Raw genomic sequence first — 24,847 nt, 5'->3', positions numbered from 1 at the left:
GGGCACGGCGTGGGCCTCGTCGCGGGAGCCGGCGACTCGGGCGGCGATGGCCCGGCCCGCCTCGTATCGGTACATTGACGCTGCCCGGCCGACGCCGGCGCGGGCCGGACCGATCCCGTCGACCGCACCACCGCACAGGAGCCCGGTTCGGCTGTGCAGGCCTGGCAGTTGAACACTCGGGCGTGATCGGTCCCCTGTGGCGAGAGGAGCCGGACATGCGGGGAGCGTCATGGGATGCTCGGCTGGAGGCGATCGTTCGGGAGAACTGTCCTCATCTCGACGACGACGTGTCCCTCACCGCGGACGATCTGCTCGTGGACCTCGGGCTGGACTCCCTGGCGATGGCGGCGATCGTCGTCCAGACGGAAGAGACGTTCGGCTTCGTCTTCCCCGATGACGAGCTGACGGCGGAGACGTTCGCGACCATGGGCACGGTCTGGGAGGCCGTCTCACGGCTGTTGGCGACGGCTCGGTGAGACCTCTCCGGACGGCATCCGGGCGGCGTCCGCGCGGTGATCGGCCGGACCTGCGAGGGCGGGCCGGCGGCTCCGGTTCACCTCGGCGGCGCCGTTCGGACCCGGCCGGGTGGCCACTATCACGATGACACAGGCCTCGGTGACGATTTTGGGGAAAGTTGGTCGCTTTATTCAGGGTGCGCGCACTGTCGCCGCTTCGAAAACTTTCGAGAATATCGCGGGGTTTAAGTGTCAGATGTTTCGTGTAGACTCGATCGAGTGACGAGGCATGGCTGAGTAAGCGTTTGCTGTTCCTGTCATTCGGACGGTCCGCTTTACGGGCCGTCGCCCACCGGTGAGCGCAGCACTCCGCGAGCAGAGCAACTCGATCGTGTTATTGAGGTAGTCGGCCGTCGCCTGTAGGGGCCCTGGGGATGACGGGCCGGTGCGCCCTCATTCCTGACATGGGGCGGTGTCGGGTGATCGTTTTCGCGGAGTAATGGAAATCCGTGAGAGCGGCGTGGCCGCACTTCGTCAAGGAGTTGAACATTGACGATCCTGGTTATTTCCGGCGGCGAGAGTGAGGAGAATGCGGAATGTCTGGATCCGGGTGGGCGGACAGGGGTGACCGCACCCGACAGTGACAGCGCCGGCGACGTCGTAAAGATCGATACGGCACGACTCGTACCCGCCGACTCTCCGCGGCTGACGGGACTGAATCAGGAACACGTCAAACTGATGGCGGAGTCCGGCCAGGAGCTGCCCCCCATCATCGTGCACCGGCTGACGATGCGTGTGATCGACGGTATGCACCGCCTGCAAGCGGCAGTCCTCAGAGGCGACAAGCGGATCCGGATCCGCTTCTTCGAAGGCAGCCCCGAAGAGGCGTTCGTCCTCTCGGTCAAGGCCAACAACGCGCATGGCCTGCCGCTGACGACCGAGGACCGGCGGGCGGCGGCGCAGCGGCTGCTCGCCTCGCACCCCGAGTGGTCGGACCGCGTGGTCGCCGAGGTGGTGGGGCTGTCGGCGCACACCGTGGCCGCCGTAAGGCGTTCGACCGAGGAAATTCCACAGTTGAACGGCCGGGTCGGCAGGGACGGCAGATTCCGGCCCAACAGCACCGCGGACGCCCGGCGCAGGGCCGGCGAGCTGATGCGGCAGCGGCCGGAGGCGTCACTGCGGCAGATCTCCAAGGAGACGGGTCTGTCTCTGGGTACGGTGACCGATGTGAAGCGCCGCGTGGAAAGAGGCGAGAATCCGGTACCGGCCGGCCGGTCATGGAAAGGCGGAGAGGCGGATCGTCGTACACGGCCCGCACCGGAGGTATCGCCGGCGGGCGTGCAGTCCCTGGGGCTGAAGAACTCCTGGCGCCGGCTCAGCCGGGATCCTTCACTGAAGTACAGCCGAGGGGGACGTCAGTTATTGCGGTTACTGAGCGCGCATGCCATCGTCTCAGAGATCGCCGACGTGGTTCCGCGGCACTGTGCACGGAATGTCGCCCTGCTCGCGCGTGAATGCGCCGAAGCGTGGAATCAATTGGCGTGCAGACTCGAGTCGGCGGAACAAAATGGTGACGCTTCCCAGAAAGCGGTTCCGGTGTCCCAGGAACGCGCCTTGGCGTGAAGGCCTGTACGGCCGGCCGGAGTGAAGGTCGTCTGGTTTCCCAACGAGAACTGGTTGCCCAACGAGAAGGGGGCCGGCCTTGGCGGTCGACCGTGAATTTCTGACGGAGAAGCTGTGGATCGGGGTCTACGATGCGCTGACCGCCAGGCTCGTGGGGGAAGGTGCCCGAGCATGTGAATTCGGTTCCATCGGCGGGCTGTGGGTCTCCAGCTACTGCGTATCGGCCACGATGCGCGCATGTCCGGATGCCTCGATCGTCAGTTCCGCCGAGATGGTCGCGATCGGCCGGCGCATCGATCTGGCGGCCCGGGGGCTGCCGGTCGTACTGGACTGCGACAGCGGTTACGGCGACGACATCGTTCTCCGCCACGTCGTGGAGGAGGTGTGCCGGACGAGCGGCATCGCCGGGATCTGCGTGGAGGACAAGGTCTTCCCCAAGCGGAATTCCTTCTATTCGGCGCAGGAGCAGCGCCTGGAGGAGATCTCCGTCTTCGCGGACAAGATCCGCGCCGCGGACGCCGCTCGGCGCGCCACCCGTCCGGATCTCGCCGTCATCGCCCGCACGGAGGCTCTGGTGGCGGGACAGGGCGTCCCGGCAGCGCTCGAACGCATGCGTGCGTTCACGGAAGCCGGCGCCGATGCCCTCATGGTCCAGGGCACCGGCCCGTTGGAGGACCTGTTCGAGGTCGCCCGCCGCTGGAAGTCCGAGTCCTCCGTCCCCCTGATCGGTGCGCCGACGCTCTACCCCGACCAGTCACCCCGGGCCTTCTGGAAGGAGGGATTCGATGTCTACATCTATGCCAACCAACTGATGCGCGCGGTGGGGCCCGTCATGGACCGACTCGTCAGAGAAGCGGCGGACACGGAGCGCGGTCCCTCCTCCCTCGGCCAGGAGCTGTGGTCGCTGAGGGACGTCGACCGCCTTGTGGGGGTCGGGCACGGACTGGCCGACCGGGCGGTGCCCGCCGAGACCCTGGCGTCGAGCAGCGGGCCGGAGGTCTAGCCGTGCCGACGATCGACTTCGAGCTGACCATCGGCGCCCCTCCGGAAGCCGCCTGGGGCACCATCCTGGACGTCGAGTCCTATCCCGTCTTCATGGAAAGCGTTCTGACCACCCGGCTCGGCCGGGACGACGGTGCGCACCGCGTCAGTTCCTGGGAGATCCTGCTGAAGGGCGCCGTGTTGCGGTGGACCGAGGACGAACAGGTCGACCACGGCGCCATGCGGCTCGAATTCACGCAGACCGAGGGGGACATGGAGCACCTCGAGGGCTTCTGGCAGGTGCACCCGGTCTCCGCCCGCAGCGTCCGCGTGCAGATGCTCATCGGGTTCCGCATCGGCATCCCCCTGCTGGCCGACATGCTCAACCCGATCGCGGCACGGGCCGTCGAGGACAACAGCAAGAGCATGCTCCTGGGTCTCGAACAGAGGCTTGAACACGGGACCGTCCTCCCGCCCGTGAAGGGGGCGCGATGAAGCGCGGGCAGCGTGAGCAGGAGGACCTGCTCGCCGTGCTGTCCCTCGGCTCCGTCGCCCCCGCCATGGACGGCGCCCGGGCCCGTGCGCGGATCGACTCCCTGCCGCCCGCGCGGGCCGCCGAGTGGCTGACCCGCAACAAGGTCGTGGGGCGCTGCGCGCCGCGGATTCCGCCCGCCCTGCGCGAGGCGCTCGCACCACACATCGCGCGCCGGGAGAAGCTGAACCGGTACCTCGACGAGCGGATCGGCGTGGTCGGCCGCGCCGCCGAGGAGGCCGGCGTGCGCTGCTTCCTCATCAAGGGGATGGCCGCGCGGACACTCTATGAGCGGCCGGAGGACCGGGACACCGGTGACATCGACGTGTGGGTGCCGACAGCGGATGAGGCATGTGCCCTGTCCGCTTCCCTGATGGGAGCGGGATTCGACGTCGACCCGCATGAACTGCCCTGGCTCAAGGCGACCCCCGACGGCCTGGTGTACGGACAGATGCTGTTGCGCGTCCAGGCCGACGCGGAGATGTCGGTCTCCGTGGACATCCACTTCGGGGGCTATTCCGTGCGGCACTGCGGCCTGCTTCCCCTGGATCCGGGGAACGCCGGCCCCGGGCTGCACCGGCTGGACAGCGAACAGAACCTCCCCGTCCTGATCGCGAACGCGGCGGGCGACTTCTTCACCCCGCTGAAGGACCTCAACGACCTCTACCTGTACCTGGATCCCGACATCGCCGCCGTCGACTGGGACAAGGTGCGGAAGCAGCTGTCGTCGGCCGGACTCGAGTCGTACTTCGACGGCATGCTGGACCGGGTCGCACGCTGGTACGCCCTCGAACCGCGTCGGCGCAGGCGGATGGCCGGCCTGCGCTTCGGGGCCCGTCACGAGCCCGCGCCCTCGCCCTTCGCGCCGCAGTGGTACCACCGCTGGGGGGTCACGACCGCGCACGCGGCCCGACTGGGACTGCGTCAGTCGGCGCGCGCGGGACTGCGCTGTGCCACCACGGCGGCGCGGTACTACGGGCGCCATCTGCGGCTCGATGTCGACCGGTCCCGGCGGGCACACCGGCACGCCGTGCGGATGCGCGAGAGCCTCAATCCCTGGACCTGTGTACGGCTCGTCCCGGTCGACCTCGCGTCCGAACTGCTTCCCGGCGTGAGTCCGGTGGGCGGGGGGACACCGGCGTACGCCGACAGCACCGGCCGTTCCTGGACGCTGCCGGGTGCGTCGGGCGTCCGCGTGATCGAGCTGGCCGACGGCGACCTGGTGACCGTCAACGACCGGGTGTACGTGCCGACCGTGTGGTATCGGCTTCCGGAGCCGCTGCTGCGCTCCGCCGCCCGGTACGCCGCCACATGAGGCAGGGCGAGGCGGCCGAGGCCGCGTTCGACAGCATCCGCGCGCACCTGGCCCCGCCGCTCGGACTCATGCAGCGGATCGCCGGACAGTCGTCGGTCGAGTGCCGGGCCTCCGGTGCGACCGTCACCTTGTCCGACGGCCGTACCGCCCTGGACCTCGGCAGCTATGCGGTGACGCTGCTCGGCCACGGTCACCCGGAGGTCGTGGCAGCCGTCACCCGCCAGCTGGCATCGCAGGCCACGGCCACCAGGACGCTGGCCAACCCTGTGACGGCGCGGTTCGCCCACGAACTGGCCGCGGCCGTCGACCCCGAGCGGCTCCCGAGGGTGTGGCTGGGCCTGAACGGCAGCGATGCCGTCGAGGCCGCGTTGAAGCTGGCCCGGGCGCGTACCGGGCGCAGCCGGGTCCTGGCGGTACGCGGTGCCTACCACGGCAAGTCGATGGGGGCCCTCGCCGCCACCTGGAGTGAGCGCTACCGCGCGCCGGTCGCCGGTCTGCTGCCCGAGGTCGTCCACCTCGATCCCGGAGATCCCGGGGCGGTGGCCGAGGCCTGCGCGCGGCACGAACCCGCGGCCCTGATCTTCGAGCCGGTGCAGGGCGAGAACGGCGTCGTCCCGCTGGCCTCCGACATCCTGCGGCGGTGGGCTGACGACGCCCACGCGGCCGGTGCCTTCGTCCTCGCCGACGAGGTGCAGACGGGTTTCCGCTGCGGGGCGGTGTCCCTGGCGCTGGCGGCGCGGATCCCGGTGGACGCGGTCATTCTCGGCAAGGCGCTCGGCGGGGGAGTGATGCCGCTGTCGGCGGTGGTGTGCACGGACGACCTGTACGGCCCGTTGAGACGCGACCCCTTCCTCCACACCACCACCTTCGGCGGGCATCCCCTGAGCTGCGCCGCGGGCATCGCGTTCCTGGACGTCCTGCGGGAGTCGGCCGACCGGGCCGCCCGCCTGGAGGCCGCCGTGCGCGGCGGGCTGACGGACCTCGCCGCCCGCCACCCCGGCGTCCTCATACGGGTGAGGGGGCGAGGCCTGCTCTGGGGACTTGTCTTCGACCGGCCGGAGACCGCGGGCTCCGTCCTTCTCACGGCCTGCCAGGAGGGCCTTGTCCTGTCGCCTTGCCTCGGCAGGCCGGAAGTGCTGAGGTTGTTGCCGCCGCTGATCTTGAGCACGGGTGAGACGGCCGACGCGCTCGGCATTCTCGACGGGGCCTGTGCCCGGGCGGACACCGCACCCGCGGCCTCGCGGCCGGACGCCGGGCGGATTTCGACCACGACCTCACCTCAGGAGCTGTTTCCATGACGCGGTACCGCTGGGTCGTCCTGGAGGGCGGTGACGGGGCCGGCAAGACCAGTATCCGCAAACACCTGTACGGCGCCGCGCAGCGCGCGGACCAGGAGGTGCTGACGGTGATCCAGACCTCGTGGCTGGTTCCGGAGCACACCGAGGTGATCACCAATGCCCGGTTCCACAACCGCCCCCTTCCCCGGCCGCGGATCACCGCCGCGTATGTCGGCGACAAGGAGGCGATGACCGACCGGCTGATCGATCCCCACCTGGCGGAGCGCCATGTGCTCGGGGACCGGTTCGTGATGAGTGACATGGTGTACCACCAGGTCCTGTGGGACATCCCGATGGACGACACCTACCAGGCGTACGCCCGTAGCCGGGTGAGGTTCCCCGATCTCACGCTGTTCGTCGACACCGCGCCCGAGACCGCCGTGCGCAGGCTGATGGCCCGCGGCTCCGACCGCCGCAACCGGTGGGACAACCTGGAGACGCAGCGCAGGGTGCACGAGCTGTTCACGCACATCCTCTACCACAGCGACCGCTATCCGGCCCTGGGCCGGATCGTGGTCGTCGACAACAGCGGCGACCTGGAGACGACGTTCGCCCACGTCGACCGGGTCTTCCTGCCCTGGCTCGTCCCGTGAAAGGAGAGCACACCGGACATGACGGAGCAGAGCGCACTCGAGATACCCGAACGAGCCCTCGCCGTCTGCGCGCACCCGGACGACGTCGACTTCCGCTGCGCCGGCACACTCGCGTCCTGGGCCCGCCGGGGGACCCGAATCACCCTGCTCGTCCTCACCGACGGGGCCAAGGGGTCGCACGACACGAGCCTGACCGACGCCGAGATCAGGGACAGGCGCCGGCAGGAACAGCGCGCGGCCGCCCGTGTCGTCGGCTACGACGACGTGCGCTTCCTCAGCGAACCGGACGGCCTGCTGAACGCCGGCGAGGAAACCGTCGAGCAAGTCGCCCTGGTCATACGTGAGGTGCGTCCACAGGTCCTGCTGACGTACGACCCGTGGGCGCCGTACATCCTGCACCCCGACCACACGGAGGCCGGCCGCATCGGATTCCTGGCCGCGGTGCGGGCCCGGGAGCCCAGGTTCTACCGGGAGGCGGCGCGGCGCGGCCGGAACCACTGGAGCGTCGGGGAACTGTGGCTCTTCGCTCCCTTCCAGGCGAACCGCCTGGAGGACATCTCCGACACGTTCACCACCAAACTCCAGGCCATCATGTGCCACGAGAGCCAGTACGAGACGGAGATGGGCTTCTCGCCGGGCGACGAGAAGGGGCGCGACAGGTTCGAGGAGCAGATGCGGGCCATGTTCGCCGCGATCGGCGAACGCGGCGGCCACCGGTACGGGGAAGAGTTCCGCCGGATACCGCTGTGAGCATCGCGAGCCCCTTCGCGCTCGCCGACGACGGCCCCGACTGGCACCGGAAGATCCGTGCCCTTCTGCCCGGTACACCAGGGAAGGCTCCCGTCGCCCCGCAGGCGGCGCTGACCACGTGGGTCGCCCAGCACTTCGGCGCGGACGTGGTCCGTTCGCACCGCTGGTCCTTCACACCGGGCACCGGCCGCGCACTGGAGGCGATCTTCGCGGCAGCTCCCGGACGTCCCTGGGGCGCGGTGCTGCCCGCCTACCAGCGGACGGCGCGCCATCTTCCCGCCGACTGGCGGACGACCTGCCCGGTCCTCCCGGTCGCGCGCTGGTCCGCCGCCGAGTTCGCCGCCCCCCGGCACACGCCCGCGATGCTCGTGGTCAACCCCGTGCACGCCAACCCCGTCGCCTCCTCCCTGTCCGGGACGTACCTGGACTCCCTCGCCCGCTGGGCCGGGGCGACCGGGACCTGGATCGTCGAGGACGACGCGTTCCGGGGCCTGTCCCACCTGGGCGGTTCCCCGGCCGGGGAACCGCTGCCCCTGCTCCGGCGCATCCCCGAGCGCACCATCTACCTGGGCAGTTGGACCAAGAAGCTGGGATGGCCGCACAAGGCGGGGTTCGTGGGGATGCCGCACGGTGCGCCCTTCACGGTGCCCGCTCCGGATCCGGCGTCCGTGTCCGGACTGGCCGAACTCCTGGTGACCGGAGGCGCGGCCGACCTCATGGCCGCCAGACGGGAACGCTTCACCCGACGGAGCCACGAACTCCTGGCCCTCCTGCGGCGGTTCCGGCTGCCCTGCCGCACACCCTCCGGCGGTATGCACCTCCTGGTGGAACCGTCGGACGAGCGCGCCCGGCTGATGCTCGGGGCGTTGGCACGCTCGGGGCTCGCGGGAATCGGCGCGGCACACTTCTACGGTTGTGGAGAAACGCCGGAGAATTTTCTCCGCATTGCTTTCAGTGCCGTGGAGGAGTCTTCGTGGCCTGGCACTCTCAAGCTGTTGGATGACATTCTGGGCGAGGCGGCCGAGTCTTTCGGTCATTGATCCCTTCGTCGGTTGTGCGCAGGAAAATCCGCCCCGTATCAGGGAGTTTGCAGTCATGGTATGGCTCGAAACGCTGGTGCCCGGTTCACTCGAGGCGTTTCTGGATCCGCAGGAAGCCGCGAAGGTCCTCATGGAGATCGACCGATATCAGGAAGTGCTCGACGCCCGTAGGCGGACGGCGATGGAGGGCAACTCCATACACACCGTCAAGGGCTTCACGGTGCAGCAGGCCGTGGATGTCTTCGAGCCGGCCGGCCGGGGAGAGATCCATGAGCTGCCGGCCCCGGTGGAGGAGATCCTCACCGCGGCCGTGGCGCGCCGGATGGCCGAGATCAGGCGCTACTTCCCGAGCGCGGCCGACGTCGGTCCGTGGTTCTACGCCGAGTACGGAGAAGGGCAGTTCATCACCGCGCACGCCGACCAGTACAAGAACAAGAAGCAGCCCGACCATCCCAAGATCGCGGCCATCAGCGTGCAGCTCAATGACGGCTTTACCGGCGGGGAGATCTTTGTGGAGACCTCCGGGGCGAGCGATCTCTGGACACAGGACGACGGAACCGAACGGCTCATGCGGATGGCCAACTACGCTTCCGAGAAGTTCCGGAGCATTCCGAGGACGCGCTGGACCGCCGAGCCCGCCCTGGGCACCGCGTACCTCATCGGCTCCCAGGTCGTCCATGGCACCCGGCCCGTCACCCGGGGGCGGGTGCGGAAGGTCATCTCGTGGATCAACGCCTGACCACAAGGCCGACGAGAGTGAGCGCCAAGGCGGCGGTGGTGCACGAAGACCGGATCCTGCTGGTCGAGTACCGCTGTCCCGGAGACACCGGTCACTTCAGTCTGCCGGGCGGGCGGCCGGTGCCCGGGGAGGGGGCGGAAGCGGCCGCCCTGCGGAAAGTGGCGGAGGAGACCTGCCTCGACGTCGTTTCCCAGGGGCTGCTGGCGATCGTCGAATACCTTCCCGACCGGCATGACCGCGTCCATGGACCTCTGCCGCGACTGCAATTGGTGTTCCGCTGCACGCCCGCTCCCGGGCGTACCGCCACGGACGCCCGTATGCCCGCGCGGCCGGAACCGGGCCATGCCGCCGTCACCTGGCTGCCACTCGTCCGCATTCCCCGGGTGACGCTCCAGCCGGCCGTTGGCCCGCACCTGCTGCGGGCCCTGACGGCCGCGCCCACGGGCCCGTCCGCTGTTCCCCTGGTACGTGAGGAGCGACCATGAGCACGCGTCAGTACTCCCTGGAATGGGCCTGGACGCTGTTGGCCGACGGACTCCAGACGCACCGCCACTACCTCTCGGTGGAACCCCTGCGGGAGCGGTACGTGGCGGAACTCCACCAGAAGGCAGAAGAGCGGCGGGGCGCCCCGCTGCCCGCGCTGGCCGACCTGCGCGCGCGTTTCGGCGATGCCGTGCTGGCACACCTGCTGCATCCGGCCCAGTCGGCCGACTGGCCGCACCACCCGCCGGCCCGGGTCCCGGCCACGGTCTCCCTGGCCGGCACCCCCGTGGTCGTCAGACGAACCGGCCACCTCGCCGGATGCGACGGAATCGTCCACGGCGACACCCTCCTGGACGGGGAGCCGGACCTGGAGCCCGACTACGCACGGGCCGTGGACCGGTGTCTCGGGGTGGCCGGGCTAGGGTTTCTCGTCCCCCTGTGCGCCGAAGTGATCGTGCACGGTGGTCCCCCGCCGTCCCGGCGCCCGCCCGGCACCGTCTACCTGGCACCACCGCAGGACTCTCCCGTCCAGTACGGCCTGCGCCTGGTCGCTGCCGCCGCCCGTGCGCTGGTGTCCGGCTTCGCGGCCTCCGGTCCCACGGCCGTCGAGCCCGACCGCACCTGGGACCTCGGTCCCGGTACGGGCACCCTGCGGCGCGACGCCGCAGCGGAACAGATCCTGGAGAGCGGGCTGTGCCTGCGCTACCTCACCGCTCACGCCCGGCCCCTGGAGGCCGTGCTCGACGAGGTCGCGGAGGCCTTCTCGGAGGTCAACACCGCCGATCTGCTCACCACGTCGTTCCCCGGCGGGCAGCGGTTCGCGAAGTACACCGACGGCGGGGGAGCGGGCCAGCACTGAGGAAAGGCGGAAGGGCCCATGCGGCGGAATGCGACATGAACGCGGACTTCGCGCACTACTTGGACGTGATGAGCACCGTGGAGGCCGTGCGGAACTACAAGGACCGCTCGCACCGGCTCCTCGGGGCGAGCCCCGGCGACCGGGTTCTGGATGTGGGCTGCGGACGGGGCGACGACGCCGAAACGCTCGCCGGGGCAGTCGGCCCCACCGGTGTGGCGGTGGGTGTCGACATCGACCCCGGCGTCATCCCCGCCGCCACCCCCGGCGAACGCTCGGCACGCCTGCTGAGGGCGGACGCCACGCGACTGCCCTTCCGGGCGGAGACGTTCGACGCCTGCCGGGCCGACCGGGTCCTGGTCCGCACCACGGACCCGTGGCCGCTCCTCGCCGAGATGGTCAGAGTCTGCCGCCGGGGCGGAAGGATCCTCACGGTCGACCCGGACTACGGAACCCTCGTCTACGATTCCGCCGATCCCCGTCTCACCGCCAGGATCGTCGACGCGTACGCCGGCCTCGTACCCGGCCCCCACTCCGCACGCCGGATGCCGGCACTCTTCCAGGACGCCGGACTGGAGCGCGTCAGCGTCTTCGCCGACACCCTGATCGTGACGGACTACGACCTCGCCGTCGCGGCGTTCGAGATACCCATGGTGCTCGAACGCGCGGTCGCGTCCGGTGCGCTGCACGCGGAGGAACGCCGGACCTGGCTGGACGACCAGCGCGAACGCGCCGCGGCCGGCCGCTTCTTCGCCGCCGTCACCGGCTTCGCCGTACTGGGCCATCTCCCCTGAGGAGGAAGCGTGTTCATCGCCATCGAAGCAGTCGACGGCTCGGGCAAGACCACACTGCGACGCCATCTGTACCGGCGTCTCGCACACACCGGCGCCTCGGCCCTCACCGTCAACCATGTGTCCTGGCTCTCGCCGCACAGCGCACGGACCATCACCCGGGCCCGTTACCGCGGACTGCCCGTCGACGACGGGGAGATCCTGCGGGCCTACCTCGACGACAAGCTCGTCATGGACACCCGGTTGCTCTCCCCGCAGCTCGAACGGGGTCATGTCGTCGCCGACCGCTACGTCGTCAGTGACCTCGCCTTCCAGCGGGCGCTGTGGAACATCCCGATCGAGGAGAGCTACCCTGCCTACCTGGCCGCCGGGGTGCGCATGCCGGATCTGACGGTCTTCCTGGACAGACCGCGTCACCAGGTTCTCGAACGGGTGGAGGCCAGGCCTCCGCACGAGCGCGCCTGGTGGCAGACGGCCGACACGACGGGGCACCTGTGGGACGCCTTCCAGGAGCTGCTCGATGGAACCCGGCCCGAACTCGGTGCCGTGCTGCGGCTCGACGCCACCCGTCCTCCCGAAGAGCTTCTCCGGCAACTCGACGAACACGTGGTCCCGCGCTCGTCCGGCACGGCTTCCCCGCACCGACCCACTCCCCAGGAGACCTCGTGGACCAGCAGATCAGCGTAAGCGTCAAGGCGGCCCTCGTCCGCTCCGGCCGGATCCTGGTGGTGGAGTATCTCTACCCGGGCGACGACCTGCACTACAACCTGCCGGGAGGCAGGGTGAAAAACGGTGAGGGGCTGCGTGACGCCGTCGTCCGCAAAGTGCGCGAGGAGACCCTCGCCGAGGTGGATCCCGGCCGGCTGCTCCTGCTGACCGAATACATCCCGGAGCGCTGGAACGGGGAGTTCGGGGACTACCAGAAGGTGCAGGCCACCTTCGCCTGCACGTTACGGCCCGGCAGCCCCGAACCGGCTATGCCGCCCGAGCCCGACGATCCCCACCAGACCGCCGTGACATGGCTTCCGCTGGAGAAACTGCGGTCGGTCGTCCTCCTGCCGAAGATCACCGAGCCTCTGCTCACCGCTCTGGGCAGCGGCTCGGACTTCGATCCGCTGATCGACCGGTGGTGACGCCGTGACACTCGACTGGTCGCGCCGCTCGGGACTGACGGTGGCGCAAGCCCTGAAGAGGATCGATGTCCAGCCGTCCGCCGTCGTGCAGCTGGCGGGGAGCATCTTCGCCGACAGGGAGGCCTTCCTCGTCGGATCACTGGCCGCAGGGCTGGGGAACCGCGGCAGCGACATCGATGTGCACGTCTTCGGCGAGGCCCATGACGTCGGGCTCATGGAACTCTTCGCGGACGACCGGCCGGTGGAGGTGCAACAGTTCACCTACGCCATTCCCCGCGGACTCATGCGGGGGTTCCGGGACAACGACACCCGCGTACTGCCCCTGTCCATCGGTCCGTGCAGCACTGGTGAGACCCCGGCACGCGCCACCCAGCGGCGTATGGCGCACTGGCTGTACGCACTTCCCTTCCAGGACGGCGGGAACGAAACGGTCTTCACCCGGGACGAGCAGGACCTCGCCCACGCGGTGCTCGTGCGAGGCGGGATCGAGGAAACGCTGCTGTGCTGCACGACGGCCGAACTCGCCGCGCGGGCAGGCCATGCCGGTGCGCCCTACCTGTGGCGCCGCGCCGGCCGGTGGCTGCTGGAGACCGTACTGCGCGGTGCGGGAGAACTCTTCGTGGCGGAGAAGTGGCTGCCCCAGCGGGTGCGCCGGGCCGCGATCCCCGATGACGTGGTCGTCGCGCTCTCCCACGTCCGCGACCGTGACGGCTTCCGAGCTGCCCTGCGGCGGGTGGGGCTGCCCCGGCTCGATCCGCGGGAGCTGATCCGCCTGCGGCCCTACCACGACATGCGGGAGGTGGCGCTCGGCCGGGAACGGTACCTGCTGCTGTCCCGGGCCCGGTTGGTCGAACGCTCGGAGCTGGGACCCTGCACCCTCGAGGAGGCGATGGCCGCGATGCCGGCGAAGCAACTGCTCGACACGCTCACCACTCAGCAACTCGTCCCCCGGCTGGACACCGCCCTGGTGGACGAGGCCCTGTCATGAGGACACTCGACGCGCATTGGACCGCCACCAGTGCCAACGTGGCGATCTGGGTGTACGGCCTGCACGTACAGGCCTTCCACACCGACGTGGAGGCGGCGCTCGACGCGTGCCAGTGGGAGACCGCCGTCGAGGCCGCCGGATTGATGCTGAAGGAGATCGCCGTCGCCGAACTGGCGCTGCGGGGGTACACGGACATTCCCTTCGAGGCCGACGTCCATCTGGCCCTGCTGGCGCAGGACGGCCCCCTGCTGGCCGACATGGACAGCATTCCGCCGCCGTACGGCAGTGATGAGACCACCGCCCGGCAGGCGGCGGACGTGGCGTTCGAAGCCGAGCGGCGGCTGGTCGGGGCGCTGCCGTTTCCGCTGCCGACCCTGCGGACCCCGGAGGGCTTCTTCCCCACCTTGAAGATCGGGAGCGACCTGGACGGACTGCGCGACGCCCTCGGCCTGCCCAAGTCGTTCTGGCGGAACTGGATCCCGTGACATGGCACGCACACCGCACCGCAGGGCCCGCGTGGTGGTCCTCGACCCGATAGCCGAGGGAGCCGTCCGGGAACTGGGGCGTCACTTCGACGTCGAGGTGCACCTCCGGCCCTCCGCGCGCGAGTTGCCCACGCTGATCCGCGGCGCGCAGGCCGTCGTCGTGCGCAGTGGCGTCCTCCTCACCGGCGACGCGATCAGGGCAGCACCCGGACTGCGGCTGATAGCCCGCGCCGGCACGGGCGTCGACAACATCGACGTGGAGGCGGCACGGCAGGCCGGCATCGTGGTCTGCACCGTCCCGGGGGCCTCTGCCCAGTCGGTGGCCGAGCTGGCCTTCGCCCTCATGCTCGCCCTGTCGAGGAGGATCGTCGTGGCGGACCGGCAACTGCGTGCCGGGGTCCGTGCCAAGGAGAGCCTGCTCGGTACCGAACTGGCCGGCCGGACCTTGGCCGTGATCGGGCTGGGCGCGGTCGGCGGCCGGGTCGCCGGGATCGGCCGGGCCATGGACATGGAGGTGGTGGGGGTGGTCCGGGACCCTGTGGCGCGCCGCCCGGCGCCGGGCGGCGCGGACGTGCCACTGGTGGGCCTGCGTGCGGCACTGCGGTGCGCGGACGTGGTGTGCGTGGCCGTCCCTCTCACCGCGGGGACGACCCACCTCATCGGACGGACCGAACTGCGGCTGATGAAGCCCTCCGCCCTGCTCGTGAACGTTGCCCGAGGCGAGGTGGTGGACGAGGCGGCTCTCGTCGAGGCGCTCAGGACGGGCCGTGTCGCCGGGGCGGGCCTCGACGTCGGCGGCCACGAGCGGACGAACACCGCGCTGGTCGGCATGGACAACGTCGTTCTCACCCCGCACATCGGAGCGACGACGGCCGAGGCCCAGGCGCGCGTCGGGCGGGCGCTGGTCGAGTCGGTACGGGCCGCGCTGGCCGGTGAACCGGTGCCCCACCGGATCTGCTGAATCAGATGGCCCGCGAAAACGGGGGAGTCGCCGGGCAGTTGAACGGTATTCGCGTTCTCTACAATCGCATTGTTCCTCCACGGGCCGTCACGGCAGGGCCAAGGGCGTCGACCGGGAGGGCAGGAAGGGGCAGCTCATGCACCCCGTCACAGCAGCGGAAAGCGGAATCGAGCAGCTGTATCGGTTTCTCGGTCCCGATGATGCGGACAGTGCCGTGTCCGTCATTCTCAAAATGAGGGGCGAGACGTGCGACATTGACTGCCTCTACTGTTATGAGAAAAGGAAGGAGTCCCCGGGCGGGGCTCGCGTGGACGCCTCGCAGGTTCACGCTCTGGGCACCCTTTTCAGCGGCAGACCGCTCGCGGTGGAGCTGCACGGCGGCGAACCGCTGACCGCGGGGCACGACCAGATGGCCGAGGTGCTCGGGGCACTCGCCGCCGAACCGTCGGTGGTGAGGGTGTCCCTCCAGACCAACGGGGTGCTTCTGGACGACGCCTGGCTGGATCTCTTCGAACGTCTCTGTCCCGACCTGCGGATCGGGATATCCCTCGACGGCGACGAGCGGGGCAACGCGTGGCGTGTCGGATATGACGGCCGCCCCGTCTACCCGCGGGTCGCCGAGTCCCTGGGCCTGCTGGCCCGCCGCGGGAAGCGGGCCGGCGTGATCTGCGCCGTCACGCCCGCCGTGCTGGGCAGGGCCGAGGCGGTCCTGGACCATCTGGCGGCATTCGACGCGGTCGACGCCGTCAGTTTCGTCCCCTGCTTCGACACCTCCGTCGTACGGCCCACCGCCGTCTCCGCCCGCAGGGAACCGGCCAGCCGGGTGCTCCAGCGGGCGCATGTGAACGGCGCAGCGGGAGCGGACTGGGCGATCCGGCCCGCGGAATACACCGAGTTCGTCCTGCGGGCCACCGTCCGGTGGATCACCAAGGGGCACTTCACCCGCCTCAAGCTCGAACCGGCGGTCTCCGTCATCAGGCGGCAGCGTGGCCTGGACACCGGCTTCTGCCACTTCACCAACCTCAAATGCGACCACGTCTTCACGCTCTACCCCGACGGCCGCCTGGGAAGCTGCGACGAACTGCCCTGGCCACAGGCGCGACTGGGCATGCTGGACGACATGGCCGAGCAGTCCGACGTCGTCCGGGCGCAGCGGAACTCCCGGCTGCTGAACCAGGGCAAGTCCCTGATGGGGCGCTGCGTCAGCTGCGACTACCGGGACACCTGCGGTGGTGGCTGTGTGGCCACTCGATGGCGGTACGACCGGGCAGGGGAGGAGGACGAATACTGCGACTCCCGCATGCGCCTCGTCGACGGCGTCGCGGCCCTGGCCGCGCATCCCGGCCGGCCGGCCGGGGCGTGGTGCCGTTCCGCACGGTGGCACCAGCCGTCACCGAACAGCATGCACGACGTCGCGGCCTTCATGGCGCGCTGGAACCGACCCGCGGTCCCGCGGCCTGCTGCCAGGCTGCGCACCAGCCCCTACGGCAACATCAACACGGTGGGTCTGCCCGGCGTCCACGAAGCCGACGACCTCGACCCCGCCCACCCGGACTGGTACGCGGCCCTCGAACCGGGTGTCCGGCCGTTGGTCGACGTCCTGACCGCCGGCTGGGGACTCATCACGTACGACAGCTGTGAAGGCCACGACTACACAGGCACGGACCTGCCGATGGCCGAACGCATGGCGGGCATCCTGCCCCGGGACCCCGACGAGTACGCGGCAGTGGCGTCGGCACTGTGCCGCACCGTCACCCGGGCGGCACCCGCTCTCCCCGCGGAGGTACGGGCAGCCGTCGACCGGTGCTATCTCACCTGCGAGACCACGGGCCGGATGTGGCCGGTCCTCAATCTGCGGCTGCGCCCCTCGCCGGGGTACGGCCGGCAGGCGTACCGCGACGTCCTCTCGCGGGCCACGGACGTCCTCACCGAGGCGGCCCGGCACGACGGTCCCGACCCGGGGACGGCCTGTGGCTGTACGCGGTCCGGGGGAACCGCACCCGCCCGTGACGCCCGGGCGCACACCCTCTGACACATCCGCACCGGAATCACGCCCGAGTGATCACGAGAGGGAAGAGGAGCCGACGATGGAGAGCACCGGGAGGATGTCGGACTTCCTGGAGGCGGTGGACGTCCTGCGGGACGGGGAGCTCCCCCGCACGACCGCACACACCGCCAGTGTCTCGGCCGAGGGCTGGGCTGCCGACTCGGCACCGGCAGAAGAGGGAGAGGAGGGAGCGCAGGTGCTCGGCGAATGACCCCGTGAACGGGGCTCTTCCGGAGCACCGGGGCGGGCCGCCGATGCCCGTCGCTGGAGCACGACCACCGATCGTCGTCAGAAGGGTTCATCGAGATGGAGAGCACCGACAGGATGGCCGACTTCCTGGACGCCGTGGACGCGTTGCGGGACGAGGAAGAAGTGCGCAGCACGGCACACACCTCCAGCGTGTCGGCGGACGGCTGGGTGCCCGAAGCGGATCAGGGGCACGAGGCCTGATCGGCGGGTGCCGCGGAGCGGCACCCGTCCGTGAACCGCCCGGTGCCGGTCAGGACGGTCGGCACCGGGCCCGTCGGCGGCGGGAGCCCCAGCCGAGGAAGCCGCCGGGGAGGGAACCACCGATCGCAGGGGAAGGCCCCATGGACGCTCTGAAGGCAGCTCTCGCCCCGTTCCCGGCCGTCGAGCGGCTGCACCGCACGCGCACCGCACGCATCCACGGCATCGTCGCGCCGGCGGCCGTAACCGGCCGCACGGCCACGGACTACGCACTGGCCCACCACGTCCTGGAGGGCGCGGAGGCCGCCGCACGTGCGGGCGACAGCCGCGTTTTCGCCTGGTACCGGTCGAACCCGGGCGCCAACGGGGCGGAACTGGCAGTGGACACGGCCGTCGGCCCCAGGATCGTGCTCTCCCCCGGTCTGGACCGTATGTCCCGGGGGGCGATGTCCGAGACGGCCTACTACGTCATCGGGGCGGACACCACCGCCGCCCCCGGCCCGCTGCGGGAACTCGCCGCGCAGGCGTGCGCGATCGGGGCGGACGCCGGGTTCACCGACCTTCTCGCCGACCACGCCGTCGTGATCTGCCTGCTGCGGCGGATGGGCCTCGAGGACACCCTGCACAGCTGGGCCATCACCCGGCTGCCGGGCACGGTCTTCTGCGACCACACCGGTCACGCGGCGGTACTGGGACGGGACCTCGTCCACGAGGCGGGCCACAACTGGCTCAACGACGCACTGGCGGCCACGGGCAGTGAGATCGGCGCCGGAGAGACCTTCTACTCGCCCTGGCGGCGGACCGACCGTCCGGCCTTCGGCTTCCTCCACGCGTGCTGGGCCTTTCCGCTCACCATGATCTACACGAGTCGAATCCTGGACCGGACGCGGGGACCGGTGCGCGGATTCCTGAGCGCCTACCTCCGGCAGCAGAGCGAACTCCTCGCGAGCACCGAAGCCGACCACGCACGCGCGCTCCTCCTGGTGTCCGACGAGGAACTGCGCGAGCGCCTTGCCGCCGTGTACCGGGACGCCCTGGAACTCCGAAGGACGATGCGAGGTTGATGTGGAAGAAGGAGCAGCCGGCTGCGTTCGGGTCTTCGCCGGCAGAGTACGCAGTGCCGACATCGAAGCAGGCATCGAGCAGGCCCGGGCCGAGCTGCTTCCGGCACTGCGCGCGGCCGGTGCGCAGGGGGCGGTGCCCCTGCTCACCGAGGTCGTTCCCAAGGACGAGGAGACCGCCGAGATCGTGGTTCTGACGCGCTGGAACTCCCTGGACGCCCTGCACGAGGCCATGGAGTCCACGGAGATCGGGCAGGCCCTGCTCCGGCTGCTGCTGCTCGTGCAGGGCGAGCCCCGCATCGTCACCTACACGGTGCTGTCCGCGGAGGCGGACGGGTGAACGGCGTCGATCCGCTGTGGCGCACGGTCCAGGAAGGGCTCGGCCCGCAGCCGCCCGCGGACTTCTCCCAACATCCCTATGTGCGCTGGTACATGTTCAACTCCGGTGCCGGCATCCGCACCGACTTCCTCGCCCATGCGCGGCAGGCGGACCCGCAGCTGTACGAGGAGCTGCGGGCACGGTACCGGGCCGTCTCGCACGGGGCGCTGGAGGAGCCGGAGCCGGGAGATTTCGCGGCGAACTCCCGCACGGCGCAGCACTTCTACTACCTGACGCGGCAGTGCCACAGCTTCCCGGACCTCTCGCGCCGGCGCATCTGCGAGATCGGCGGCGGCTACGGCAATCTCATGCGCATGTTCGTGCAGCTCGGGCTGTGCGCGTCGTACACCATCGTGGACATCGATCGAATCGTCGACATCCAGCGGCTCTACGCCGACTCCTGCCTGACCGCCGCCCAGCGCGACCGGGTGCGGATCCTGGACATCGAGAATCCCGCCGACGCCACCGCTCTGGAGGAGGCGAGCTTCGATCTCGTCGTATCGACGTTCGGGCTGACAGAAGTCCCCGACGACATGCGGGACTGGTATCTGGACAGGCTCGTCCTGCGGGCGCCGGCCGTTTACCTGGTCGGCCAGTACCTGTGGCGGGGGAACAAGGTCGGTGAACAGTGTCTGAGCCGGCTCGGGGAACGCTTCGCCGTGGAGCACCGGCCGTTCGTCTGGTCCTCGGGAAACGAGGGGCCGACCTTCGAGGCGGTCGGCCGGGCAACGGACTGATCCGGGGGACGCGGTTCAGTGGGCGCGTCCGTGCGGTGGTCCGGCGGGAACGGCTGCCGGACCACCGCACGTCCTCATTTCTCGCGCCCCGCGCTTCGTGTCGCCGCCGGTGCCGAGAACGACTCGCGCAGCCGCCGTTTGAGAACCTTCCCCGTCGCGTTGTGCGGCAGCTCGTCGACGATCCGGACCAGGGCCGGCACCTCGTGCCGGGCCAGCCGCTCACGTGCGAAGGCGCGCAGCTGGTGCGCGCTCACCCGCCGGTTGACGGTGACCGCCGCGGCCAGGACCTCGCCCAGCGACCGGTGCGGTATCGAGAACACCGCCGCCTCGTCGACCGCCGGGTGGTCGTGCAGCACGTTCTCCACCTCCAGCGTGGAGACGTTGAAGCCGCTGATGTTCGCCGTGTCGCTCATCCGGTCGGTCAGATACAGATAACCGTCCTCGTCCAGGAAGCCGAGATCGCCGGTGCGTACCCAGCCGCCCTCGGTGAAGACCTCCGCGCTGGCGTCCGGATCGTCCACGTAGGCCCGGGGACCCACGCCCCGGGCCCGCAGCAGGACCTCCCCCCGCTCGCCCGGCCGGAGATCGCGGCCGTCGGCGCCCACCAGGCGTACCGACGAGTTGTCCTCGGGGCGGCCGACGGACGTGGGACGCCGGGGATCGAACTCGGTGCTGACACCGGCGGGAGCCGCCTCCGTCGAGCTGTAGTAGTTGCGGATCCGGGCCCGGGGGAACAGCGCGCGGATCACTGGGATCGCCGTGACGGGCAGCGGCGCACCGACGAACGTCACCCCGCTCGCACTCGGTATCCGATACCGGCGTCCGGCGCCGGCACGGGCCAGGGACAGCGCCGTGGCGGGAGCCATGGCCACCCAGGACGCCTCGTACTTCCGCAGCGCCTCGCAGTACAGCGCGGGAGCGAACGACGAGAAGAGCAGCAGTGTCTGCCGTCCGCGGACGCCGTCCACCAGCAGTGTCTGGGAAGCCGTCGTGGCGATCGGCAGCGCATGGGCGATGACGCGGGGGTCGACCCGCTTCTCCCAGTGCGTCAGATGGGCATGGGTCACCTCCACCCCGCGGGTGACGCCGGTGGTGCCGGAGGTGAAAAGGATCTCCGCGACATCCTCCGGGTCGTTGCCGGCCGGGACCGCGGCGGGTGCCGTGCCGCCCTCGGCCAGCAGGGTCCGGTGCGACACGGTCCAACCGGGGATGCGGGCCGGCACGGAGAGCCCGGAACCGGCGACGACCCCGCACGGCCGCAGCCGTCCCAGATGACCGGCCAGCTCCGCGGCGGTGAACCGGTCCGAGAGGAGCACCGCGACGGCACCGCGCTTCAGTACCCCGAAGTAGGCGCTCGCGAAGTCGAGCCAGCCGCTGCCTGGATACACCAGCGCCACCCGGTCCCCCCGGCGTATCCCTCGCTCCGCCAGCGCGGCCGCGAGGACGTCGGAGGTCCTGTCCAGTTCCCCGTAGGAGAGCACATGGGTGCCGTCGAGTACGGCGACCGCCCGGTCCGGGTCCGCGGCGGCATGCGCCCGCAGGGTATCCGGCACCGACCGCCGGGCCGTCGGGGCGCCTTCCCGCGCGGTACGGCGGGGGAGGGGGCCATCGGCGTCCGGTGCGGACGGGCTCACGGTGCCACGCTCCACGGCCGGGGTTCGCGCGAGGCGATGTGGCTGCGCTGTTGTGCCCACCACCGCACCGCGGTGGCCAATGCCTCAGCGATCCGTTCCACGGGTTCGTCCGGCGGCGGAACCGATGAACAGGAGAAGTAGCCCTCGAACTCGCCGAGCAGGCCGATGACCCGTTTCTGACGCTCAGTCAGATGGGGTCGGATGAACGGAAGATGGAACCGGTTCCACACCTCGGGCGAGGTGAAGACCGGCGGGGCGACCGGCGAGGCGCCCCGCTCGCGCCGCCAGGCGCCGAGGGCGGTGAAGGCGGTGCTCACCAGCCGGCCCAGGGTCAGGGCGGCCGGCCCGCAACCGATGGTGCGGACGGCGGGCGTCCTCGAGGGGTCGGCGGCCAGCCGGAGGATCCAGGCCGCGGTGACGTCCGTGGGGGCGAGGTCCACCAGCGCGTCAGGCTCCCCGACCATCGTCGGCAGCATTCCGGTCAACGCGGCCGTGAGGACCGAGTAGATGCCGCTGAAACGGGCCACGAAGCCGTCGGAGCGGCGGCCGATCAGCAGTGGCGGTCGGGCGATCACCGCGTCGGGTCTGCGCGCGCGCAGCAGGCGTTCGGCGGCCGCCTTGGACCACTCGTAACTGTTGCGGTAATCGGTGAGCCGTGTCGATTCCGTCGATCCGCGTAATCCTCCGACGTACGACGTGGAGACATGCAGGAACCGGGTCCGGGGGCCGCACATGGAAAGCAGTGTTTCGAGCGGCCGGACATTGGCCTCCCACGCGGCGGCGGGCGGGTTGTTCCACCGGGTGTCCGCGGCTGAATGCACCACGACATCCCATTCCGTTCTCAGTATTTCGGGCGGAGGCTCGAATCCGACGCGCCACGGCAGGACTCCGAGTTCCTTGTCGCCGCGGGAACTGACCGCGAGGACATCCCAACGCCCGTCGTACCGCGCATGCTCAAGAATCTCTCTGCCCAGAACCCCCGTTGCGCCGGTCAGCAGCATCTTCAACGGCACGTGGTCTCCTCATCGGAAAGGGTGCCCGAACATGACGGAACTAGTGTCGGTGTGACCAGGGCGCTAGGCTAGCGGCCCGCTGAACGCACCCAGGGAGACAGAGCGTGCCGACCCTTGCAGACGGCTGGTCGACGATTGCCGACGGCCTGCACATCCACCGGTGGTTCCTGCACGTGGAGCCTTATCGCCGTGAGCGGGTGTCGGCTCTGCGGGAAAATCACGCGCGGAGGCACGGCCCCCGGTTGTCCCTGACACCCACCGAGGCCGAATCAGTGGCCGACACCTACGGGGCAGGAGTGGCGGAACACCTTTTCCGGCAGGAACTGACACCCGACGCCCTCGTGGCGCTGCGGAGCTCCTCTCCGCTCCCGGCCGTCGTGCGGCTGGCGGGACGGCGCGTCGTCAGCGTGCGGGGCGAGGACCTGACCGGGCACTCGCCCGCCGTGCTGCCGGCGGAGGTCCTGCGCACGCGCGGTCCCGCACTCGCACCGGAGTTCGCCGCGGAGGTGACCGCACTGCTGGACCACACCCAGGTGGCCTTCGTACCACAGCTGGTGGCGGACGTCGTGGTGCACGGAGACGTCACGGAGGTCCCCGCGGGAACGGTCGTCCTCCAGCCCCCGGCGACGCCGGACCGCTACGCCGAGAAGCTGCTCGTCTCGGCGGCGCGGCAGTTCGCCACACTCTTCGTGGTGACCCGCGGGATGTACCTCGGAGGCCGGACCACGCCCGCTCCGGCGCCGGGCGGGACGTGGAAATCGGTCGAAGACGGCTCCGAGGTCGGGACCACGGAGATGTTCGCGGAAATCATCGCGGCGAGTATGCGATTCAGGTTCTGGGAACGACTGGCCGGGGCGGGGCATTCGGCGGCGACAACTATTCTGCCCGACCAGCGGGAGAGGGTGAGCTCTTATCTTCCGGTGGTGTACGACGTGGCGCACGCGGCGGACGACTTGAACTGCTACGACCTCATCACGACACTGTGCCCGGGACCGCGCCAGTTCGCGAAGTACCGAACCGGAACCGGAGCCGGGCAGGGAGCCGATTAGCGCCACCTCGGTGCGGGTCCGGTATCCCACCGGAAAACCGACCGGGCCACAGGACTCCGCGATCAACTCTTCACCACGAAGAGAAAAGGTGCGCTTTGTCTGGAAAGGGACGGTGGGTGGGCAAGTGACAGCTCCTGCGATCATGGATCTTATGAATCCCGCGGCGCGGGCCGATCCTTATCCGCTCTACCGTCGACTGCGTGAGTCGGATCCGGTGCACTTCTCAGAGTTCCCCGGATTCTGGGTCGTCTCCCGTTACCGGGACGTCGCCGTACTGCTGCGTTCGGCCCATCTCGGGCGCGACCCCAAAAAGGTCCCACCGGGCGGCCTCTCCGTTTCCCAGGCCCTGCTCGAAGGGGCGCAGGACATCCTCTACCTCGACCCGCCGGATCACACCCGCCTGCGCACGGTGGTCAACCGCGCGCTGACGGCCCGCCGCATCGAGGCACTGCGGCCGCGGATTGAGCGACTCGTGGAGCAACTGCTGGACCGGGCTGCCGAGGCAGGAGGGATGGACGTCATCAGGGACCTGGGTCTCGTGCTCCCGATGACGCTGATCGCCGAACTCATGGGTGTACCCGCCGAGGACCACGCCAAGGTCAAGGCGTGGTCGACCGAGATGTTCTCCCTCACCGACCCGGTCGTGTCGTTCGAGGCCCACGACCGCGGTCTGCGGGCCCGCCGGGAGCTGCGCGCCTACTTCGCGGAGCGAATAGCCGCCCACCGTACGGCGGACGCCGGCAGTGATCTGCTCGGCGACCTGATCGCGGCGCAGCGTCAGGGCGGGCGTCTGAGCCACGAGGAACTGCTGTCGATGTGCGCCCTGTTGCTGGTGGCCGGACACGAGACGACCAGCAACTTCATGGGCAACGCGGTTCTCGCGCTCATGCGGGACCGTCCGGCCTGGCGGCGGCTGGCCGCCGAGCCGGAGATCGCCCCCGCGGCGGTGGACGAACTGTTGCGCTTCGACACGCCCGTGCAGCTGACGAGCCGGGTGGTCGTCGAGGAGTTCGCCCACGCCGGCCGAACGCTGGAGCCGGGACAGAGTGTCATCCTGCTCCTGGGATCCGCCAACCGGGATCCCGAACGCTTTCCCGGGCCGGACCGTCTGGACCTGACCCGGAAGGACAACCACCACCTCTCCTTCGGCGCGGGCATCCATTTCTGCCTCGGATCCCCGCTGGCCCGACTGCAAATGGAGATCCTGCTGCCGCGGCTCGCCGCCAGATTCCCCGACATGCGCCTGACGGGTGCCGAGCCGGAATGGCTGGACACGGTGACGCTGCGGGGCCTGCGCAGCCTGCTGGTGACGGTGTGAAGAGGGCGGAGACGTGGCGGGAGCGTCGCAGGGCGGTGGCCCGTGCCCGGGGTGAGGTGTTCTCCCTCCGGTCGGCCCTGACGCCACGTCAGTTCACGTG

The 24,847-nt window shown here is 70.1% G+C and carries 28 protein-coding genes; 26 read left to right on the top strand and 2 right to left on the bottom strand.

Features of this window, described 5'->3' with window-relative positions:
• Window positions 1-215: 215 nt before the first annotated feature.
• From IO29_RS31765 to IO29_RS31660, 24 genes are all read left to right on the top strand, one after another.
• Entirely contained in the window at window positions 216-476 is a 261-nt protein-coding gene (locus IO29_RS31765) for a phosphopantetheine-binding protein (protein WP_030378784.1), read from the top strand.
• Between the two features lie 528 nt (window positions 477-1,004).
• Window positions 1,005-2,078 (top strand): ParB/RepB/Spo0J family partition protein, encoded by a 1,074-nt coding sequence (locus IO29_RS31760; RefSeq protein ID WP_234307454.1) that lies wholly within the window; start codon window positions 1,005-1,007, stop codon window positions 2,076-2,078.
• Window positions 2,079-2,157: 79 nt separating this feature from the next.
• Window positions 2,158-3,081, top strand: coding sequence for an isocitrate lyase/phosphoenolpyruvate mutase family protein (locus IO29_RS31755; RefSeq protein WP_051707236.1), 924 nt, complete (start codon window positions 2,158-2,160; stop codon window positions 3,079-3,081).
• 2 nt (window positions 3,082-3,083) lie between these two features.
• Entirely contained in the window at window positions 3,084-3,554 is a 471-nt protein-coding gene (locus IO29_RS31750; protein WP_030378781.1) for a type II toxin-antitoxin system RatA family toxin, read from the top strand.
• Window positions 3,551-4,906 carry a nucleotidyltransferase family protein gene (locus IO29_RS31745; RefSeq protein ID WP_030378780.1) on the top strand — a complete coding sequence of 452 codons (1,356 nt, stop codon included), beginning with the start codon at window positions 3,551-3,553 and terminating at the stop codon, window positions 4,904-4,906. The genes IO29_RS31750 and IO29_RS31745 overlap by 4 nt, the downstream gene beginning before the upstream one ends.
• Window positions 4,903-6,204 carry an aspartate aminotransferase family protein gene (locus tag IO29_RS31740; protein ID WP_063738081.1) on the top strand — a complete coding sequence of 434 codons (1,302 nt, stop codon included), beginning with the start codon at window positions 4,903-4,905 and terminating at the stop codon, window positions 6,202-6,204. Before IO29_RS31745 ends, IO29_RS31740 begins: the two co-directional genes overlap by 4 nt.
• A complete protein-coding gene (locus IO29_RS31735) occupies window positions 6,201-6,836 on the top strand; it encodes a dTMP kinase (RefSeq protein ID WP_030378778.1) in 636 nt (211 codons plus the stop codon). Before IO29_RS31740 ends, IO29_RS31735 begins: the two co-directional genes overlap by 4 nt.
• 18 nt (window positions 6,837-6,854) lie before the next feature.
• Complete coding sequence (locus IO29_RS31730; protein ID WP_051707234.1) at window positions 6,855-7,586, top strand: PIG-L deacetylase family protein; 732 nt, start codon at window positions 6,855-6,857, stop codon at window positions 7,584-7,586.
• Complete coding sequence (locus IO29_RS31725) at window positions 7,583-8,626, top strand: aminotransferase-like domain-containing protein (RefSeq protein ID WP_030378776.1); 1,044 nt, start codon at window positions 7,583-7,585, stop codon at window positions 8,624-8,626. Before IO29_RS31730 ends, IO29_RS31725 begins: the two co-directional genes overlap by 4 nt.
• A gap of 55 nt (window positions 8,627-8,681) precedes the next feature.
• Window positions 8,682-9,365, top strand: coding sequence for a 2OG-Fe(II) oxygenase (locus tag IO29_RS38280; RefSeq protein ID WP_030378775.1), 684 nt, complete (start codon window positions 8,682-8,684; stop codon window positions 9,363-9,365).
• 17 nt (window positions 9,366-9,382) lie between these two features.
• Entirely contained in the window at window positions 9,383-9,850 is a 468-nt protein-coding gene (locus IO29_RS31715) for an NUDIX domain-containing protein (protein ID WP_030378774.1), read from the top strand.
• Complete coding sequence (locus tag IO29_RS38740; protein WP_030378773.1) at window positions 9,847-10,707, top strand: hypothetical protein; 861 nt, start codon at window positions 9,847-9,849, stop codon at window positions 10,705-10,707. The genes IO29_RS31715 and IO29_RS38740 overlap by 4 nt, the downstream gene beginning before the upstream one ends.
• A gap of 35 nt (window positions 10,708-10,742) precedes the next feature.
• On the top strand, window positions 10,743-11,498 hold the full coding sequence (locus IO29_RS38735; RefSeq protein WP_051707231.1) for a methyltransferase domain-containing protein: 756 nt from the start codon (window positions 10,743-10,745) through the stop codon (window positions 11,496-11,498).
• 9 nt (window positions 11,499-11,507) lie between these two features.
• On the top strand, window positions 11,508-12,182 hold the full coding sequence (locus IO29_RS31700) for a dTMP kinase (RefSeq protein ID WP_030378771.1): 675 nt from the start codon (window positions 11,508-11,510) through the stop codon (window positions 12,180-12,182).
• Window positions 12,161-12,628 carry an NUDIX domain-containing protein gene (locus IO29_RS31695; protein WP_030378770.1) on the top strand — a complete coding sequence of 156 codons (468 nt, stop codon included), beginning with the start codon at window positions 12,161-12,163 and terminating at the stop codon, window positions 12,626-12,628. Before IO29_RS31700 ends, IO29_RS31695 begins: the two co-directional genes overlap by 22 nt.
• A gap of 4 nt (window positions 12,629-12,632) precedes the next feature.
• The gene (locus IO29_RS31690) at window positions 12,633-13,616 is read left to right on the top strand and encodes a nucleotidyltransferase domain-containing protein (RefSeq protein WP_030378769.1); all 984 of its coding nucleotides are present in this window, start codon (window positions 12,633-12,635) and stop codon (window positions 13,614-13,616) included.
• Window positions 13,613-14,101, top strand: a complete 489-nt coding sequence (locus IO29_RS31685; protein WP_030378768.1) for a hypothetical protein — start codon at window positions 13,613-13,615, stop codon at window positions 14,099-14,101. Before IO29_RS31690 ends, IO29_RS31685 begins: the two co-directional genes overlap by 4 nt.
• A 1-nt stretch (window position 14,102) precedes the next feature.
• Window positions 14,103-15,062: a hydroxyacid dehydrogenase gene (locus tag IO29_RS31680; protein WP_030378767.1), complete on the top strand. Its 960-nt coding sequence runs from the start codon at window positions 14,103-14,105 to the stop codon at window positions 15,060-15,062.
• 136 nt (window positions 15,063-15,198) lie between these two features.
• Entirely contained in the window at window positions 15,199-17,094 is a 1,896-nt protein-coding gene (locus tag IO29_RS31675; protein ID WP_078618169.1) for a radical SAM/SPASM domain-containing protein, read from the top strand.
• 55 nt (window positions 17,095-17,149) lie between these two features.
• Complete coding sequence (locus IO29_RS38730) at window positions 17,150-17,320, top strand: hypothetical protein (RefSeq protein WP_158709276.1); 171 nt, start codon at window positions 17,150-17,152, stop codon at window positions 17,318-17,320.
• A 95-nt stretch (window positions 17,321-17,415) separates the two neighbouring features.
• Entirely contained in the window at window positions 17,416-17,559 is a 144-nt protein-coding gene (locus IO29_RS39155; RefSeq protein WP_199806822.1) for a hypothetical protein, read from the top strand.
• A gap of 140 nt (window positions 17,560-17,699) precedes the next feature.
• The gene (locus IO29_RS31670) at window positions 17,700-18,620 is read left to right on the top strand and encodes an aKG-HExxH-type peptide beta-hydroxylase (protein ID WP_030378765.1); all 921 of its coding nucleotides are present in this window, start codon (window positions 17,700-17,702) and stop codon (window positions 18,618-18,620) included.
• 1 nt (window position 18,621) lies between these two features.
• Entirely contained in the window at window positions 18,622-18,957 is a 336-nt protein-coding gene (locus IO29_RS31665; RefSeq protein WP_030378764.1) for a hypothetical protein, read from the top strand.
• Window positions 18,954-19,733 carry a class I SAM-dependent methyltransferase gene (locus IO29_RS31660; RefSeq protein ID WP_030378763.1) on the top strand — a complete coding sequence of 260 codons (780 nt, stop codon included), beginning with the start codon at window positions 18,954-18,956 and terminating at the stop codon, window positions 19,731-19,733. Before IO29_RS31665 ends, IO29_RS31660 begins: the two co-directional genes overlap by 4 nt.
• A 74-nt stretch (window positions 19,734-19,807) precedes the next feature.
• Here the strand turns inward: IO29_RS31660 and IO29_RS31655 are convergent, their stop codons facing one another.
• Both IO29_RS31655 and IO29_RS31650 read right to left on the bottom strand, forming a co-directional pair.
• The gene (locus IO29_RS31655) at window positions 19,808-21,367 is read right to left on the bottom strand and encodes a class I adenylate-forming enzyme family protein (protein ID WP_158709275.1); all 1,560 of its coding nucleotides are present in this window, start codon (window positions 21,365-21,367) and stop codon (window positions 19,808-19,810) included.
• Window positions 21,364-22,380, bottom strand: coding sequence for an SDR family oxidoreductase (locus IO29_RS31650; RefSeq protein WP_078618168.1), 1,017 nt, complete (start codon window positions 22,378-22,380; stop codon window positions 21,364-21,366). The genes IO29_RS31655 and IO29_RS31650 overlap by 4 nt, the downstream gene beginning before the upstream one ends.
• Window positions 22,381-22,484: 104 nt before the next feature.
• Here IO29_RS31650 and IO29_RS31645 point away from each other — a divergent pair, with 104 nt between their 5' ends.
• Window positions 22,485-23,429, top strand: a complete 945-nt coding sequence (locus IO29_RS31645) for a hypothetical protein (protein WP_158709274.1) — start codon at window positions 22,485-22,487, stop codon at window positions 23,427-23,429.
• A gap of 151 nt (window positions 23,430-23,580) precedes the next feature.
• The gene (locus IO29_RS31640; protein ID WP_158713246.1) at window positions 23,581-24,747 is read left to right on the top strand and encodes a cytochrome P450; all 1,167 of its coding nucleotides are present in this window, start codon (window positions 23,581-23,583) and stop codon (window positions 24,745-24,747) included.
• Window positions 24,748-24,847: the final 100 nt, after the last annotated feature.

The organism is Streptomyces sp. NRRL F-6676, from assembly GCF_000725625.1.
In the GTDB taxonomy this organism is placed as follows: domain Bacteria; phylum Actinomycetota; class Actinomycetes; order Streptomycetales; family Streptomycetaceae; genus Streptomyces.
Note: the sequence above shows the minus strand (reverse complement) of the source record. Positions and strands in the feature narration are given on the sequence as shown.

Coding starts and splice junctions, on each gene's coding strand:
- IO29_RS31765 (WP_030378784.1), top strand. CDS start 216: ATGCGGGGAGCGTCATGGGATGCTCGGCTGGAGGCGATCGTTCGGGAG.
- IO29_RS31745 (WP_030378780.1), top strand. CDS start 3,551: ATGAAGCGCGGGCAGCGTGAGCAGGAGGACCTGCTCGCCGTGCTGTCC.
- IO29_RS31740 (WP_063738081.1), top strand. CDS start 4,903: ATGAGGCAGGGCGAGGCGGCCGAGGCCGCGTTCGACAGCATCCGCGCG.
- IO29_RS31735 (WP_030378778.1), top strand. CDS start 6,201: ATGACGCGGTACCGCTGGGTCGTCCTGGAGGGCGGTGACGGGGCCGGC.
- IO29_RS31730 (WP_051707234.1), top strand. CDS start 6,855: ATGACGGAGCAGAGCGCACTCGAGATACCCGAACGAGCCCTCGCCGTC.
- IO29_RS38280 (WP_030378775.1), top strand. CDS start 8,682: ATGGTATGGCTCGAAACGCTGGTGCCCGGTTCACTCGAGGCGTTTCTG.
- IO29_RS38740 (WP_030378773.1), top strand. CDS start 9,847: ATGAGCACGCGTCAGTACTCCCTGGAATGGGCCTGGACGCTGTTGGCC.
- IO29_RS38735 (WP_051707231.1), top strand. CDS start 10,743: ATGAACGCGGACTTCGCGCACTACTTGGACGTGATGAGCACCGTGGAG.
- IO29_RS31685 (WP_030378768.1), top strand. CDS start 13,613: ATGAGGACACTCGACGCGCATTGGACCGCCACCAGTGCCAACGTGGCG.
- IO29_RS31680 (WP_030378767.1), top strand. CDS start 14,103: ATGGCACGCACACCGCACCGCAGGGCCCGCGTGGTGGTCCTCGACCCG.
- IO29_RS31675 (WP_078618169.1), top strand. CDS start 15,199: ATGCACCCCGTCACAGCAGCGGAAAGCGGAATCGAGCAGCTGTATCGG.
- IO29_RS38730 (WP_158709276.1), top strand. CDS start 17,150: ATGGAGAGCACCGGGAGGATGTCGGACTTCCTGGAGGCGGTGGACGTC.
- IO29_RS39155 (WP_199806822.1), top strand. CDS start 17,416: ATGGAGAGCACCGACAGGATGGCCGACTTCCTGGACGCCGTGGACGCG.
- IO29_RS31670 (WP_030378765.1), top strand. CDS start 17,700: ATGGACGCTCTGAAGGCAGCTCTCGCCCCGTTCCCGGCCGTCGAGCGG.
- IO29_RS31640 (WP_158713246.1), top strand. CDS start 23,581: ATGAATCCCGCGGCGCGGGCCGATCCTTATCCGCTCTACCGTCGACTG.